This is a genomic window from Pontibacter aquaedesilientis (assembly GCF_014773225.1).
Taxonomy (GTDB): domain Bacteria; phylum Bacteroidota; class Bacteroidia; order Cytophagales; family Hymenobacteraceae; genus Pontibacter; species Pontibacter aquaedesilientis.
On record NZ_JACXAJ010000003.1, the window covers coordinates 46,756 to 63,229 of the forward strand.

Consider the following 16,474-nt stretch of genomic DNA (forward strand, 5'->3'; position numbering starts at 1 on the left):
TTACTCCATGTCCAAGCGCCACCTGCTCCTGCTGCTATCCCTTTGGCTGTATGCCATAACCGCTTCCGCACAGGTATACACTGTGCAAGGTACCGTGCGCGATGCCACCACCCGGGAGAAACTTCCATTTGTGAGCGTTGTCGTGAATGAAGGCGAGACCGGCACCACGACCAACCTGGAGGGCCAATACCAACTCCGCCACAGCCACCCCATAACGAGCCTGCGCTTCAGCTATGTGGGCTATGCGCCGCAAACAGTTGTACCTGACTCAGTTTCTCAGATTAACATTGCGCTATCCCCCGCTGCAGCACAAATAAAGGAAGTGGTCATCCGCTCCGGTGTGAATCCGGCGCACCGCATCATCCAACTGGCCAACCAAAACCGGGAGCGACACCGCACCGAAAACATTCCGGCCTATACCTACCGCACCTACAACAAGTTCATCCTGACTGCCACCGCACCCGCTGACCTGGAATTGAGCGATACGCTTAGCCTCTCTTCCCAGGATTCATCGACCCTGCGCATGCGCGACCTGCTCGCCAAGCAGCACCTCTTCCTGATGGAAAGCATCACGGACTATGCCCACCTAAGTCCCAACTTCTCGAAAGAAACCATATTGGCTACCCGTGTATCAGGGTTGCAGCAACCAAGTTTTGGGGTGGTGGCTGCCGAGGCGCGCGAGTTTTCGGTATACGACGACATGCCGGTGTTTTTTGGCAAACGCTATCTGAGTCCGTTGAGCACGGGCAGTATCCGGAAGTATGACTTTGTGCTGCAGGAAGCTGCTGTGGTGGGGTCAGACACAGTTTTTATCATTTCTTATGCGCCACAGCCCGGCAAGAACTTCGATGGGCTAAAGGGGCTGCTGTATATAAACAGCGACGGCTGGGCGGTGCAGAATGTGATCGCCGAGTCACCGGCGGATGAGAAAAGGGGACTGAAGCTGCAGCAGCAGTTTGTGAAGGTAGACAACCGGCAATGGTTCCCGGCGGAACTGGACGTGGAGCTGACCGTGCAGCAAATCTACATGCGGGGCCACCAGCCTTTTGGGCATATTCGCACCTACATCACCAACGTAAACCTCAACCCACCGCTGCGGCGAAGCGACTTTAATGTCATCGCCCTGGAGCAGCAACCCAACGCCTGGCGTCAGCCCGAACAGTTTTGGCAGCAGTACCGCCCCGATTCACTATCCATAAAAGAGCAGGTTACTTACCAGCGCCTTGACAGCGTGGGCAAAGAGCAGAAACTCGACCGTACCATCCGCACGATGGAGTACCTGGTGGCAAAGCAACTCCCTATCGGCCCCATCAGTCTCGACCTGAACCGCTTGTTTAAGGTGAGCCGCTTCGAGGGTATGCGCCTGGGTATAGGTGCCCATACGAATGACCTGCTTTCTGAGCGCTTCTCGGTGGGTGGCTACTGGGGTTACGGCCTGCGGGACCAGGAACACAAATATGGGGCTGACGCAGCTATTAAGTTACACAAACCGTCGGAGTTGACCCTTTCGGCGGCATTCGCTGAGGATGTGCAGGAACCCGGAGGTCGCCGGTTGCCTTTCCGGGAGCGTAGTCTGCTCAGTGACCTGCGCCCGGCCGTGCTGCCCTACCTGGATTATACGACTCAACGCAGTGCAACACTCTCTGGACGTGTGCTGCGTTACGTGCAATTGCAGACAGGTATACGGCAGGAGCAACGTCGCCCGACACTCCCGTTTTTCACCCCGGAACCAGAAGTACCGCAGCCGGAATACAACATAACAGAAGCGACTCTAGGTATGCGATTTGCCTATGGCGAGCAATACATGCGGCTTTTCAACCGGACCATGCCCCTGGCTACACCCTATCCTGTGCTGTGGCTGCAGTATACCCAGGGGATAGACGCCTTCGGCAGCGACGGCTATACCTATAATAGGCTGGATCTTCGGGCAGAAGGCACCTTCCGGCAGCGGAGCCTCGGAGAAACCACTGTTACCCTGGTGGGCGGGTTGGTGCAGGGCAATGCTCCTTTCGTGAGTCTCTACAATGGCTACGGCAGCTACAGCTCCAACTACAAGGTATATGCCGGCGAAGGCTTTGAGACCATGCGTCCCTACGAGTTTTTCGCTGACCGCTACGCCGCCCTTTTCCTGCGCCAGGACCTGGGCAAGCGACTAATCCGAACCAAAATCTTCAAACCCGACCTGGTGCTTGTCCAGAACATTGGTATCGGGGATTTGCGACAGACTATACCTGAACTGTCTACGTTGGAGTACAGCGACATGCGAAAAGGTTTCTTTGAGTCCGGTCTTATGCTCAACAATGTCATCAGTTCGGCCTTTTCAGGTATAGGCGTTGGTGCATTTTACCGCTACGGCCCGTATGCACTGCCCGATGCCAAGGATAACCTGAAGCTGAAGCTCACCGCCACGCTGGCATTTTAGGCCTTACAACCATCTCCGCATTCTAAAGTATAGTTAAGTCTAACGCCTTCGCTACGCTAAAATGAAAATCCTATCCGCAGCACAGACCCGAGAAGCCGATGCACAGACCATCCAGGAGGAAAGCATTGCGTCTGAAGAACTGATGGAGCGGGCGGGCAGGGCCTTTGCGGGCTGGTTCGAAAACAAGTTCACGCCGGAGCAACCGGTCTACATCTTCTGCGGCCCCGGCAACAACGGCGGCGATGGTCTGGTAGTGGCCCGCCTGCTGCACCAGCGGCTGTACGACGTGCAGCTATACCTTGTTAACGAAGGAGACCAGACTTCACATGATTTTCAGATCAATCTAGAAAGGCTGCCACACGAAGTAACGCCACAAGCAATCAAAAGCAAAAAGGACCTGCCAGCTATACCTGCCGATGCCTGCGTGATCGATGCGCTGTTCGGCACCGGCCTGTCCCGGCCTGTAACCGGGCTATTTGCAGAAACCATCGACAGAATTAATCAAAGCGCCGCCTGCGTCACGTCCATCGATATACCGTCTGGCCTTTATACCGACAAGCAAACACCACTAGAGAGCGCCATCCTACAGGCAGCCTATACCGTAAGCTTCGAGCTGCCAAAACTGGCCTTCTTTCTGCCGCAGCACCATCTGTATGTAGGAGAGTGGCATACCGTTCCGATTGGCCTTAGCCCCAGGTATATCAAAGGAGCAGAAACGAATAACCACTTTATCAACCAGGAAGAAATACAGCAGCTGCTCAAACCCCGAAAAAAGTTCTCGCACAAAGGTACTTACGGCCATGCGCTGCTGATTTGTGGCGGATATGGAAAAATGGGTGCTGCCGTACTCGCCGCCCGTGCCTGCCTTCGGAGTGGGGTGGGCCTGCTCTCAGTACAAGCACCAGCCATCGGTTACGACGTGCTCCAAACTGCCGTGCCCGAAGCCATGCTTTTGCCCGACCCACACCGCAAGCATTTGTCCAGATTGCCCGAGTCGCTCGAGAAGCACAACGCCCTTGGTATAGGCCCCGGTATTGGAACGGAGCGGGTCACCAAAACGCTGCTGGGCCAGTTGCTTGCTACCACCGAGTTGCCTTTGGTGATCGATGCCGACGCGATCAACCTGATAGCCAGCAGCGAAAAACTGAAGGCGCAACTCCCGAAAGGCAAGATCATCTTCACGCCCCACCCCAAAGAGTTTGAGCGGCTTGTCGGCAAAACCCAAAATGAGTATGATCGGTTAGAGGAACTTCGCAGGTTTTGCCGGGAGTATACCTGTTACATGGTGCTCAAGGGTAGTCACTCTGCCATCTGCACGCCGGAAGGGGATATCTATTTTAATACTACCGGTAATGCAGGTATGGCGACAGGTGGCACCGGCGATGTACTGACCGGCATCATCACGGCTTTGGTTGCGCAACAGTATAGTTTAAAAGAGGCCTGCCAGCTTGGCGTGTATGTGCATGGGCTGGCAGGAGATTTGGCGGAAGCCTCAGTGGGAGAAATCGCGCTTATTGCTTCCGATGTGATCGAGCATCTCCCGCAGGCCTTTCAACATCTGACAGCTAATCAGGATAGGGCCAGATAGACAAAGGCAAAGTGCACCAGCATGGCGCCATCGGCCAGCAGGGCATAGTATATTCTCGGTTTTTCTTCCGAAGCGTGCCACACAATCAAACTAGCCACCAGGGTAGCGCTTACCAGACCAATCAGTACCGGCCCATTTTCTGTGTAGCTGACCAAAACCAGGTATAGCAGCAAAAGCGATAAGGACAGTAGCCGGGTATAGCCCTCACCGATCAAGCCCGGAAAAGTGAGCGTGCGGGTATTGCGGTCGTAGGTATAATCCCGAATATCGAAGAGCAGGGCCAGCGCCAAGATAAACAGGAAGCGCCTGGCCCAAAGCAGCAATGCCCCGGCCTCTATTTCGACGCTCGCGTCCACCAAAGGGAACAGCACCGTGACAACCGACCACACCAAAGCAATCAGGAACACCTTTAGCAGCGGCACACTTCGCAGTGGCTTCACCCGCCGGAATAGCAAGGGCACAGTATACCCAACCGAGATGAGTGCCAGCAAGAGCACAAGCCAGAAGTTGATCCGGAGCCCGTATACAAAATAGATCGTGATCGCGCCAACCAGGCTCAGCATAGCCACCGCTGCTAGTTGCTTCTGATATCGGATTCCCCAGGCTTGCTCACTCCCGGCCCTGTTCCAACCACGCCAAGTGCGTTGTATACTGCTTGTGTTGTAAACAAATAATGTCGCAAGGAACACGAACAGCGCCATCGGCACCGATACGGCTATACCTGTCAGCAGGTAGGTTTCGATGGTGAGGAAAAATGCGCAGCCAGAAATGAACAGGCTGCTATACAGCAAAGCCTCCACCAACCCTTTGATCAGTGCAGGTATAGCCTTGGCATCCGTTGTCTTTATCTCTTGTTCGTTGCGCATACCTCTATTGCAAGTTCGTAAATCTGCTGCTGCAAGCAAGGCCCACTCAGGTATAAATGAAAAAAGCCTGAAGCAGGTTTGAATCTACGTCAGGCTTAACAGGAAAAGTAAAAATCTTTAGATCAGGTCTTTTGGCTGTGGCTCTCCAAAAGTAGCATTGTATAGTCTGATGCTTTCCTGGATGATCTCATAAGCTGGCTCGCGACCGAGGAACTGCTCCACGATTACTTCTTTGTGCTCTAGTTTTTTGTAATCCTCGAAGAAACGGCGCATTTCCAACAGGGTATGCGGCGGCAACTCAGAGATATCGTTGATGTGACGTACCGACATGTCGTTGTTGGCCACGGCGATGATCTTGTCATCCTCCTCGTTGTTGTCGATCATGCGCATTACACCGATCACTTTCGCGTCGATCAGGCACATGGGCTGCACGTCCAGCGAGCAAATCACCAGGATATCCAGTGGGTCTTTATCGTCGCAATAGGTCTTAGGTATAAAGCCATAGTTGGCTGGGTAGTTTACCGAAGAGAAAAGCACACGGTCCAGTTTCAGCATGCCGCTGTCCTTGTCCAGTTCATACTTTGCTTTGGAACCCTTCGGAATCTCAATGATGGCAGTCACTACTGCCGGGGCTTCTTCACCATAGCTTACGCTATGCCACGGGTTATTTCTTTCTAAATTCTCGTTCATATTCTTCTTATACTTAAATGTCTGCCGGAAAGAATGATCCGGCAAATAATGTTACTTCATTAACTCCTGCAATGGCTTGCCCACGCTTCCGTTTGGCTCTTGTATGTACAGCCAGGAAGCAATGGTCGGCGCAATATCCGAAACAGCTGTTTCAGCAGAGCTTTCGCCCGGCTTTACTTTCCAGCCGTACCACACCAACGGCACGTGCGTGTCGTAGTTGCTGTACGAGCCGTGCGTTGTCCCCTTCTGCGGCCCGTTGCCGTAGCCCTCGAACCAGCCTGGCTGCAGCACCACAATCACATCGCCGGAACGCTGCGCATTGTAACCGCTCTCCAGACGCGACATCAGGCCACCGGCCCAGCCGGCACGCTGTATCGCCTCTGCCGTAATAGCTTTGGCCACGCCATCAAACCGCATGACATAGTTGGCAGCCGCCTCCTGCACCTCTAGTCTGGTCAGCTTCTTTCCAGCTATAGTTTTATGGTTCAGGTATACCTGCTGATTGGTATAGCGCTCTACCCAGCGTCCTTTTCCAAATGTTTTGTTCAGGTGCAGTTCCAGCGAATCGCTCATAACGCCTGAAGTGGCTATACCTGACGGGATCTTCAAAGACTCCATATAAGCAGGCACATGCGCCGCGCCGTGATCCGCTGTCAGGAACATCAGCACATTGCCTTTCCCAACTTCCTTTTCCAATACATTGATGAGCTCTTCGATCTCACGGTCCAGGCGAAGGTAAACGTCCTGTACCTCAATGGAGTTTGGCCCAAAGGAGTGCCCAGTATAGTCGGGGGTAGAATAGCTGAGCGCCAGGAAGTCGGTGTGCTTTCCTTTACCCAAATTCTCACCGCGTAATGCTGCCAGCGCAAAATCTGTTGTCAGCCTGTTACCGGCGGGTATAGACCGGATCAGTTCATAATCTTTGCCTTTAAGGGCCGGTATGTTGTGCGGGAAAACCGGATGTTTCTCGCCGGGCAGCGCACGCTCCCAAGGCATATCGTCTGCTGTGCTCTCCGTGTACTGCTCAATCGGCAGCAAGGTATTCCATACCTCTTGCATCAGCCTATCCGGGTGTTTCTGGTTATTAAACTCTCGCACCCAGGCAGGTAATTCATTTGCGTAGAAAGTACTGGTGATCCAGTTGCCGGTAGGCGAATCGAACCAATAGGCTCCGTTAGCGGTATGCCCGGCTGGCAAAATGGCCCCTCTGTCTTTCAAGGCAATCGCCACTACTTTCGACTGCATGTTATTTGAAAGGCGCAGTTCGTCGGTTATGGTGGTAGTCAGCAGGTTGCGTGGCGACATCAGACCAGCATCTGACGTACTGCCTACGGTTTTTACAGTCTTGTCTTCAACGCAATACATCGATGTGCCTGTACTACGGTCAAACCAGGCATTGCCAATGATACCGTTTATGGCCGGTACACTTCCCGTAAAGATGGAGGCATGGCCCGGACCAGTATAAGTCGGCACATAGCTGTATTGTGTGTTTTTAAAGTTAAAACCCTGCTTAACCAGTTTTTTGAAACCACCTTCGCTGTACTTGTCCCAATAGCGGTACAGAAAGTCGTAACGCATCTGATCCACCACGATACCTACCACCAGTTTTGGTCTGCCATCTACACCGGTTACATCCTGTCCAACGTTGTCAGCAGTGGGGATGGCCGTTGTTGAAGCGCAGGCCTGCACCAGCAGGATAAAAGTTAGCGCTAAAAGTGATTTGGCACCAGTCTTAACTTTTGTAAAATTCATGTCTATCTTATTGGCTCTCTCAAATATAGGTCTCAGGATTTGACTTGTTACCTGCCCAATTTCCTATTTTGGTGTTTTAACAATAATATAACATTGCAGGCAATCTTTCAACAAAAAAAGAACGCCCACCGGATTTGATGGGCGTTGCTTATATGTTGGTTGTCTTACTTCTTATTTTGAAGCCAGAGCCTCTGCGCCACCCACGATTTCGAGAATCTCTTTGGTAATGGCTGCCTGACGTGTCCTGTTGTAGGTCAGCTTCAGTTCCTTCAAAAGCTCACCGGCATTTTCGGTTGCTTTATCCATCGCAGTCATTCGGGCACCATGCTCCGAAGCGTTTGACTCGAGTACTGCCTTGTATACCTGAATCTTGAGTGACTTCGGTATCAACTCTTCGATGATCTCTTCTTTAGAAGGCTCGAATGTATAGTCAGACACCACGGATGAAGCTGTCTCTTCAACCGGTTTTTCCTCTATTGGCAGGAACTGCTCGGTGCGCACGATCTGAGTTGCCACATTTTTGAACTCGTTGTAAATCAAGTCCACCTGGTCAAACTCACGCGTCATAAAGCCATCCATGGCACGCTCTGCAGCCACACGCACCGTATCAAACGACAGGTTAGCGAAAGTACCGGTATAGTCACCGATCACCTTGAAACCTCGCTTGCTTAGTGCTTCATAGCCTTTGCGTCCGATAGTCAGGTAAGTCAGGTTACCTGCTTCCTGCTGGCTGCGGTATTTGCTCTGCGCCAGGGAAGTGGCCGCCTTGATGATGTTAGAGTTAAAAGCGCCGGCCAGACCACGGTCAGATGTCACTACAATCACAAGCACTCTGTTGGCTTCACGCTTTTCAGAGTATTTGTTCGACACCGAACCTTCGGTCAGAGTAGACAGGTTAGTCAGGATACCACCCAGTCGTTGCGCGTATGGACGCATTCTCAGGATGTTGTCCTGGGCACGTCTCAACTTGGCAGCCGCTACCATTTTCATGGCTTTGGTGATCTGCTGAGTAGACGATACGGATGTAATGCGGCTTCTAACCTCTTTTAAACTTGCCATATTATGTTTGTTATGAGCATAAAGTTAGAGACCGCCTCATGTCAGCAGTCTCTAACTCATAACCAAATATTAGTTTTTGTAACGGGCAGAAAGCTCTCTTGCTACCTGCTTGATAACACCTGTCGTCTCGTCGTCCAGTTTGCCGGCCAACAGTGCGTTCAGTGTGTCCTGGTGCTGAGCACGCATAGTGCGCAGGAAGTCTTTCTCGAAAGTTCTTACTTCAGACACTGGCACGTTGTCCAGAAGGCCGTTTGTAGCGCAGTAGATAATGGCTACCTGCTCTTCTACTGGCACTGGAGAGAACTGTGGCTGCTTCAGGATTTCAAGGTTACGGCGACCACGCTCAATTGTCAGCTTGGTAGCGGCATCCAGGTCAGAACCAAATTTAGCAAACGCTTCCAGTTCACGGAACTGCGCCTGATCAAGCTTCAACGTACCGGATACTTTCTTCATCGCCTTGATCTGAGCGTTACCACCCACACGCGATACAGAGATACCTACGTTAATCGCAGGACGAATACCTGAGTTGAAGAGGTTGGTCTCCAGGAAGATTTGACCATCTGTGATCGAGATCACGTTTGTTGGGATATAAGCCGAAACGTCACCAGCCTGTGTCTCAATAATCGGAAGGGCAGTCAAAGAACCACCACCTTTTACCAAGTGCTTGATAGACTCTGGCAAGTCGTTCATGTTACGGGCAATCTCGTCAGAAGAGTTTACCTTAGCGGCACGCTCTAATAAACGTGAGTGCAGGTAGAATACGTCACCAGGATAAGCTTCACGCCCTGGAGGACGACGAAGAAGCAGAGACACTTCACGGTAAGCAACTGCCTGCTTAGAAAGGTCGTCATAAACAACCAGGGCAGGACGGCCGGTATCGCGGAAGAACTCTCCGATGGCAGCACCAGTAAATGGAGCAAAGAACTGCATAGGAGCCGGATCAGAAGCAGAAGCCGCAACTACTACCGTGTAATCCATTGCACCACCTTCAGTCAGGGATTTAACTACCTGCGCTACAGTAGATGCTTTCTGTCCAACAGCTACATATATACAGAACACAGGCTTTCCTTTTTCAAAGAACTCACGCTGGTTCAGGATTGTATCGATTGCAACGGCAGACTTACCAGTCTGACGGTCACCGATGATCAACTCACGCTGACCACGGCCGATTGGAATCATGGAGTCGATCGCCTTGATACCAGTCTGCATTGGCTCGTTTACCGGCTGACGGAATACTACACCTGGCGCTTTACGCTCCAATGGCATTTCGTACAACTCACCTGCTACAGGACCTTTACCGTCGATCGGCTGACCCAGTGTGTTCACCACACGGCCAATGATGCCGTCACCTACTTTAACAGAGGCGATACGGTTGGTTCTTCTTACAGTGGCACCCTCTTTGATTTCGCTGTAGTCGCCAAGCATTACGGCACCTACATTGTCTTCTTCCAGGTTCAGAACAAGCGCCTGTAGTCCGTTTTCAAACTCTAACAACTCACCGGACTGTGCTTTGGAAAGGCCATAGATACGAGCGACACCGTCACCCACTTGCAGTACTGTACCTACTTCTTCCAATTCTGCCTCAGAACGGAAGCCGGAAAGCTGCTCTCTTAGTATGGCTGATACTTCGTCAGGTCTTACTTCTGCCATGATTATAATTTATTGATATAGGGGTTGTCTTTAAATTTATTTCTCAGCTTGCTCAGGTTATACTTCACAGAGCTGTCAATCTGCTGATCGCCAACACGGAGCACGAAGCCACCGATCAAGGACGGATCAATTTTTTCTTCCAATTCCACTTTCTGACCAGTCTGGGCTACCAGGCGCTGGCCAAGTTCGTTGCGCAGTTCTTCTGTAAGCGGCATAGCAGTGGTTACACTGGCGGTTGTGATGCCTTTGTACAGGTTGTACTGCTTTGTAAACTCAGGGGCAATGAACTCCAGCACTGACTCACGGCCCTTTTGGGCTACGATCTTGAAAAAGGCCAGAGTCATTTCATTCACTTTGCCTTTAAACAGTGCGTTGATCACGGCCAGCTTCTTGTCTGACTTCACGATTGGATTGCGCATCAGGAGCTTCAGCTCTCTGTTCTGGTCCAGGGTTCTCGCGAACATGTTCATGTCCTCGTTCACCTGCTCCAGCACACCTTTCTCCTGCGCCAGTTCAATCAGTGACTTTGCGTATCTCGAAGCAATTCTAATTTCTGACATATTGCTTTATTATGGCCGGCCTATACCTATGCGGCTTGCCCGGCTATGTGATACGATTAGTTAAGCGTTACTTCTTTGATGTAATCCTTGGCAAGCTCCTGCTGTGCCTGTGGGTTGCTCAGTTCTTTGCGCAGGATACGCTCCGCGATATCAACAGAAAGCACGGCAGCCATATTCTTCACTTCTGTGATGGCAGCACGCTTCTCATTTTCGATAGCCTCTCGTGCTTGAGTGATCATGCGACCACCTTCTTCGTTTGCTTTCTGCTTAGCAGACTCAATCAGGGCGTTACCAGCGTCTGAAGCTTCCTTCAGGATCTTGTCACGCTCCATGCGGGCCTCAGCCAACAGCTTCTCGTTCTCAGCCTTCAGGCCTTGCATCTCAAGCTTTGCTTTTTCAGCAGCGCTCAATGCTTTCTCAATAGAAGCCTCACGGTCGTGCAGGGCATTCATAATAGGCTTCCAGGCGAACTTGGAAAGCAGGAACAGCACGATGATGAACGTCACCGTCTGCCAGAAAATTAAACCTATACCTGGGGTTACTAATTCCATTGTGTATGAATTTGAATATTAGGTACTTTAATCGATTGCCAGCCTTATAGCTGACTGTACTTTTAACTATTTAACTAGGATTTGACCTCTCCGTCCGGACCATGCGTCCGGACGAGAGACCAATTACAAAGGTTATTAGCCTTTGAAAGAGATTAGCAAGCAAACTACCACACCGAACAGTGCAACACCTTCGATAAGGGCAGCCGCGATAATCATAGCAGTCTGGATCTTACCACCAGCTTCTGGCTGACGAGCGATAGATTCCATGGCAGAGCCACCGATTCTACCAATACCCAAACCAGCGCCAAGGGCAACCAGACCAGCACCGATACCGGCACCCATGATAGCCAAACCGAAATCGGTTGTAGCTGCTACTGCTTGAAGCAAAATTGCTAACATAATTATAGTTATATATAGTTAAAAAAAAGAATTCAGATTAATGATGCGCACCGTCTCCGTGCCCCATGTCGCCCACGTGATCGTGCTCTTCCACTGCGCCACCAAAATACATGGCTGAAAGCAGCGTGAAGATATAAGCCTGCAACAGGGCCACAAACAGCTCCAGGAAGTTCATGAAGGTAGCGAACGCTACACTTAAAGGACCAACTGCAACGCTCTGGAAAATGAAGATCAAGCTAAACAGGGAAAGAATGATGATGTGACCCGCTGTGATGTTGGCGAAAAGACGAACCATCAGGGAGAAAGGCTTTGTCAAAATACCAATCAGCTCTACCGGAATCATAATTGGAGCCAGCCACTTTGGAACGCCAGGCGTCGCAAAAATGTGCGCCCAGTAGCTTTTGTTACCGCTAAACACAGTAATAAGGAGTGTCAGCGTCGCCAGCACCAGCGTCACAGCAATGTTTCCGGTCAGGTTAGCGCCACCCGGCATCAAGCCGAGCAGGTTGTTGAACCAGATAAAGAAGAACACCGTGAGCAGGTATGGCATGTAGCGCTCATACTTAGGCCCTATGTTCGCCTTTGCAATCTCATCACGAATAAAGATGATGATCGGCTCAAAGAATGACTGTATACCCTTTGGAGCCTTGCCCGGGTTCTTTTTGTAGGCTCCGGCAATGGTAAAGAATACAAAGAACAGCAACGCCACACTAACAAAAAGTGAAGCCACGTTCTTGGTAATAGAGAAATCGAGGAGAGAAGACTGGTCAGCAGATGGCTGGCCCGACGCATCAGCGCGGTAGATGTGACCGTGCGACACTACATAGCCACCGTAAGGCACCAGCTCATGGTTCTCGTCATAGAAGTTGCTGGATGAAAAAACATTAAACTGGCCGTTATCAACCAGTATCACTGGCAGATAGAGTGTAACACCATCAGCAAAATGCCAGATGTAATCATCTGCGATGTGATGCGTGATCATGTCGCCTGGCTTAAACTCGCCGCCTTCAACCGGTGCCTCTGCATAGGCAGAGATCGTCAGGAAGGAAAACAGTAAAATAAATAACTTCTTCATTAAGAGAGATTTAGAAGCAACCTTTAAAATTTATAAAGCTATACTTCGTTATGCTTTTTCAAATGCGGTGCGAAGTTAGCCAATAAGCTGTAGATTTCAAACCCGGTAAATAGAAAATATAACACGAAGAAGTTGAAAACGAACTGCAGCTCGTTTTCGGAGTACATAAACACGTAAATAAATATGACCGCTATGCTCAGGATCATCCGAAAACCCATCGACCCAAAGTAGTAAAGCTGAAAGTTATCCGGATCATAGCTCACCCCCAGCCGTGATACATAATAGGCAAGTGCTGTGACTACTACAAAAAATAATAGGATGTACCAGATAAGGGGATGCACCAGCGCCGTGCCGGTATAATGGGAGAGCAGGCCAACGCCAATGCTGACCACACCCGTAAAAATCAAGAGGTTTCTGAAGAAATTCACTTGTTACTGCTTTTTGTTTAAGGACATTATAACTAACACCAGGGAGGCTACCACGGCCAATACCAACAGCACAATGGTCATCCAGGGATTTTCGTTCCCCATCGTCTCATCCAGTTTTGTGCCCGCCCAGGCGGCCAGCACCATGGCCCCGATCATTTGGAATGCCAGTCCCGAATATTTCAGGTAAGACTTGAAAGACTCTTCCCGCCTAGGTTTCTGATCGTCTGGTTGTGGCATTGTGTCTGGTGTTTATCAAGAGTTTGCAAAATTACGCTTTTTTGTGGGCATACCCGCAATCCCCCTACAATTTAAGATGCAATTCTGAACCAAGTAACCACGCCTTTGTATCTGTTCTGGGCCTGAAACCATTTCCGCTTTTCCATAGTTCAATAGCTGGCTTCGGAGATATACAACTGCCTTTGCGCAACTGCTCTGCAATAGTTCATATATTATTGTATTTTTGTAGAAGGCTCTGCCCTGTTCCTTGCCCCAAACCAGATACTGAAGCGTATACCGGTGGCGTTATATAGGGCAAGGCGCCCTTTTTATGTTGCCCAAAAACGCTGCACATTTTTATACCTTGAGCAAACAATCGACCTACATCCTCCTGTCCTTCGTCTGCCTGCTATTGGTGGCTTGTTCTGCTGAGCGCAATAACCCGCTGAGCAAGGCCTACCATAACACAACGGCCCGTTACAACGGCTACTTCCTGGCCAAGGAAAAGCTAGATGCCATCGAGAAGGGTATTCAGGACCAGACGGTGTACGATTACAACCGGCCGCTGCCCATTTTCCCGCCCATCGACTCTGCTACCTACAAGGCCAACGCTGCAGAACTCGAAGATGTCATCAAAAAAGCATCCTTCCCGATACAGTACCACCAAAACAGCAAGTGGATCGACGACAGTTATCTGCTGATCGGAAAAGTGCGCTTCTACGAACTCAATTTCCCGGAGGCCGCCCAAACCTTTCGCTATGTGAACGCCAACGGAAAGGACAGGCACGTGAAACACGAGGCACTTGTCTGGCTCATGCGTACTTTCATGAAGATGGGTGAGATGGACAATGCCCAGCAGGTATCCGAATTTTTGCGCAAGGAACGCCTCAACCGGGACAATGCACGGGAACTATACCTGGCGCGTGCGCAGTACCACCTGGCACAGGGGGACACAGCCGCTGTGATCGAAAACCTGGATCTTTCCATCCCCAACTTTGACAAGAAGGACGACCAGTCCCGCGTACGCTTCTCGCTGGCCCGCTTATACCAGGAACAGGGGAAGCGCCAAGAGGCCTACAAACATTACAGCCGTATCCTGCGCCGTAATCCTCCCTATGACCTTGGCTTCTTCAGCAGGCTATACCTGGGCCAGGTGTCAGAATTGTCCGATGCGCAGGATCTGAACCGGATCGCAGGCTATTACCAGAAAATGCTACGCGACGAGAAAAACACCGAATACCGCGACAAGATATTTTATGAGATGGCTGTTTTCGAGCGCCGCCAGCAGCACTATGACAAGGCTTTGGAAAACCTGAGTCAATCACTCAAAACGTCAGGCTCGCTCCCGAACCAGAAGGCATACTCCTACCTGTTGGCCGGTGAGATTTACTTTGAGAATCTCAATAAATATGATCTGGCGCAAGCCTATTATGACAGCGCTGTCCAGGTATACCCCAAGCAGGCCAGGGAATATGAGGCTGTTGTGGAACGAGGCAATATCCTCACTGACTTTGCCAAACAATACAACACCATTCAGACCCAGGACAGCCTGCAGCGTCTGGCCCAGATGAGCGAAGCGGAAAGACTGGCCTTCGTCCAAAACCTGGTACAGCAAGAGGAAGATCTCCGGCAACAGGAGCAGGCCCGCTTACAGGAGAACAAAAAGAATAACCGCCGCGCACCTGATCGCCAGAATAATAGCACCTTAGGAAACCGCAACAACTCCACCGCCATCGGTAGCAGTGGTAATACGGGTGTTTTCTACTTTGATAACCCAGCAGCCATGGCGACAGCCCGCTCCGAATTCGTGCGACGCTGGGGCGACAGACCATTGCAGGACAACTGGCGATTGCTGAGCAGAGGCGAAACAGCCGGTCAGGAGGAGGCCGTGGCATTGGAGCAACCAGCCGAAGCCACCATCGAGACAGAGGAGGCCCTGGCAGCCAGGCTACAGACGCAGATCGATGCTTACCTGCAAAATATACCTGCCACCACCCTGGCGATACAACAGTCCGAGAAAATGGTGGAGGACGCGATGTTCAGACTGGCCAACATTTATGCCCAGAAGCTTAATGACCAGGAGCGTGCCACTGCCACCTATGAACAGTTCCTGAAGCGCTTCCCGCGTTCTGAATATGCCGCCGAAACCTATTACAGTCTATACCTGATCTACAGCCGCACAGGCAACGAGCTTAAGGACGTTTATTACAGCAAGATAAAGCAGGAGTACCCGAACACCACCTACGCCATGCTGGTGGACGACCCGAATTTCCTGAGCAAGAACGCGCTCGATAACATAAAGGCCCACGCGCTGTACGACTCTGCCTATACCCATTACGAGCAGGGCAACTACCCACTGGCAACCGCTCTCCTGTCTGAGCTCAACCGCCAGTATCCGATGAACGATATACCTGACAAGGCTGCTTTTCTGGGTGCCATGATCACGGCCCGATCCGAGAAGCCGCAGACCCTGCGTGAGCAACTGCTTCAGTTCAAGGCCAGGTATCCGTCTAGCCCTCTGATACCACGGGTTGAGCAGCTTTTATCCAGGTATAGCGAGCTGGAGAGCAAACAGCAGCTACGTCAGGATGCCCCCGCTCCGCCTGTTGCCCAGAAGACGGACGACAGAACACCGGAACAAAAAGTTAGCACAAGAATTGCTCTTGCTTCTGCAAGAGAGAGGAGTCAGCCCAACAAACAGGCTATACCTAACACGTCGGTTACTCAGCCTGAGACCAACGTGCAATCATCTGATTCAAGTCTGAGCAATGTAGCATCCGAAACTGCTGGCAATGACACTTCGCAGGTGGTAACGCCGATTGATACTGAAAAGAAAGAGACGCCAGATCCTTTGGCCTATACCAGCAACCCTGATACGGCTTATTATTTTGTGCTGATATACCCGGAGGAGCACGCTTCCTTCAAGGATGTGGCTACCAGGTATGCAAAGTATAACAACACTTATTTCAAAAACCAGTCCCTGGAAATGGAGAGTGCTCCCTTTGAAACTGGCAAAGACATGCTTGTCGTTAGGGCTTTCCCCGATTTGAAGACTGCCCAAGGTTACAATATCAAACAAAAAGCGCCTCAGTCGCCGATTGGTAAAATCAGAGGCGTAGAATTCACTACCTTTGTAGTGTCTTCTGCCAATTTCCAGAAATTGCTGCAGAAGAAAGATTTAGAAGCTTATCTGAATTATTTCAGAACCAATAATTAAC

The 16,474-nt window shown here is 50.9% G+C and carries 14 protein-coding genes; 3 read left to right on the forward strand and 11 right to left on the reverse strand.

Going from position 1 to position 16,474, the window contains the following annotated elements:
• Positions 1–7 precede the first annotated feature (7 nt).
• The gene (locus tag H9Q13_RS08705; protein WP_191183411.1) at positions 8–2,422 is read left to right on the forward strand and encodes a DUF5686 and carboxypeptidase-like regulatory domain-containing protein; all 2,415 of its coding nucleotides are present in this window, start codon (positions 8–10) and stop codon (positions 2,420–2,422) included.
• A gap of 61 nt (positions 2,423–2,483) precedes the next feature.
• Positions 2,484–4,010 carry an NAD(P)H-hydrate dehydratase gene (locus H9Q13_RS08710; RefSeq protein ID WP_191183412.1) on the forward strand — a complete coding sequence of 509 codons (1,527 nt, stop codon included), beginning with the start codon at positions 2,484–2,486 and terminating at the stop codon, positions 4,008–4,010.
• On the opposite strand, the gene H9Q13_RS08715 is transcribed toward H9Q13_RS08710, so the two are convergent.
• The 11 genes from H9Q13_RS08715 to H9Q13_RS08765 all read right to left on the reverse strand — a co-directional run bounded on the left by H9Q13_RS08715 (position 3,992) and on the right by H9Q13_RS08765 (position 13,277).
• The gene (locus H9Q13_RS08715; protein WP_191183413.1) at positions 3,992–4,876 is read right to left on the reverse strand and encodes a UbiA prenyltransferase family protein; all 885 of its coding nucleotides are present in this window, start codon (positions 4,874–4,876) and stop codon (positions 3,992–3,994) included. The genes H9Q13_RS08710 and H9Q13_RS08715 overlap by 19 nt on opposite strands.
• Positions 4,877–4,993: 117 nt before the next feature.
• Entirely contained in the window at positions 4,994–5,566 is a 573-nt protein-coding gene (locus H9Q13_RS08720) for an inorganic diphosphatase (RefSeq protein WP_191183414.1), read from the reverse strand.
• A gap of 51 nt (positions 5,567–5,617) precedes the next feature.
• Positions 5,618–7,318 carry an alkaline phosphatase PafA gene (pafA, locus tag H9Q13_RS08725; protein ID WP_191183415.1) on the reverse strand — a complete coding sequence of 567 codons (1,701 nt, stop codon included), beginning with the start codon at positions 7,316–7,318 and terminating at the stop codon, positions 5,618–5,620.
• A 171-nt stretch (positions 7,319–7,489) separates the two neighbouring features.
• Positions 7,490–8,377 (reverse strand): ATP synthase F1 subunit gamma, encoded by an 888-nt coding sequence (gene atpG / locus H9Q13_RS08730; RefSeq protein ID WP_191183416.1) that lies wholly within the window; start codon positions 8,375–8,377, stop codon positions 7,490–7,492.
• 69 nt (positions 8,378–8,446) lie between these two features.
• Positions 8,447–10,027: a F0F1 ATP synthase subunit alpha gene (gene atpA, locus H9Q13_RS08735; RefSeq protein ID WP_191183417.1), complete on the reverse strand. Its 1,581-nt coding sequence runs from the start codon at positions 10,025–10,027 to the stop codon at positions 8,447–8,449.
• A gap of 2 nt (positions 10,028–10,029) precedes the next feature.
• Positions 10,030–10,587 (reverse strand): ATP synthase F1 subunit delta, encoded by a 558-nt coding sequence (atpH, locus tag H9Q13_RS08740; protein ID WP_191183418.1) that lies wholly within the window; start codon positions 10,585–10,587, stop codon positions 10,030–10,032.
• A 56-nt stretch (positions 10,588–10,643) separates the two neighbouring features.
• Positions 10,644–11,138: a F0F1 ATP synthase subunit B gene (locus tag H9Q13_RS08745; protein ID WP_191183419.1), complete on the reverse strand. Its 495-nt coding sequence runs from the start codon at positions 11,136–11,138 to the stop codon at positions 10,644–10,646.
• Between the two features lie 135 nt (positions 11,139–11,273).
• Positions 11,274–11,537 (reverse strand): ATP synthase F0 subunit C, encoded by a 264-nt coding sequence (atpE, locus tag H9Q13_RS08750; protein ID WP_007653345.1) that lies wholly within the window; start codon positions 11,535–11,537, stop codon positions 11,274–11,276.
• 37 nt (positions 11,538–11,574) lie between these two features.
• Complete coding sequence (gene atpB / locus H9Q13_RS08755) at positions 11,575–12,612, reverse strand: F0F1 ATP synthase subunit A (RefSeq protein WP_191183420.1); 1,038 nt, start codon at positions 12,610–12,612, stop codon at positions 11,575–11,577.
• Positions 12,613–12,650: 38 nt separating this feature from the next.
• Positions 12,651–13,040, reverse strand: coding sequence for a hypothetical protein (locus H9Q13_RS08760; protein WP_191183421.1), 390 nt, complete (start codon positions 13,038–13,040; stop codon positions 12,651–12,653).
• Positions 13,041–13,043: 3 nt separating this feature from the next.
• Positions 13,044–13,277, reverse strand: coding sequence for an AtpZ/AtpI family protein (locus tag H9Q13_RS08765; protein WP_191183422.1), 234 nt, complete (start codon positions 13,275–13,277; stop codon positions 13,044–13,046).
• Positions 13,278–13,620: 343 nt separating this feature from the next.
• Here H9Q13_RS08765 and porW point away from each other — a divergent pair, with 343 nt between their 5' ends.
• On the forward strand, positions 13,621–16,473 hold the full coding sequence (porW, locus tag H9Q13_RS08770) for a type IX secretion system periplasmic lipoprotein PorW/SprE (RefSeq protein ID WP_191183423.1): 2,853 nt from the start codon (positions 13,621–13,623) through the stop codon (positions 16,471–16,473).
• Position 16,474: the final 1 nt, after the last annotated feature.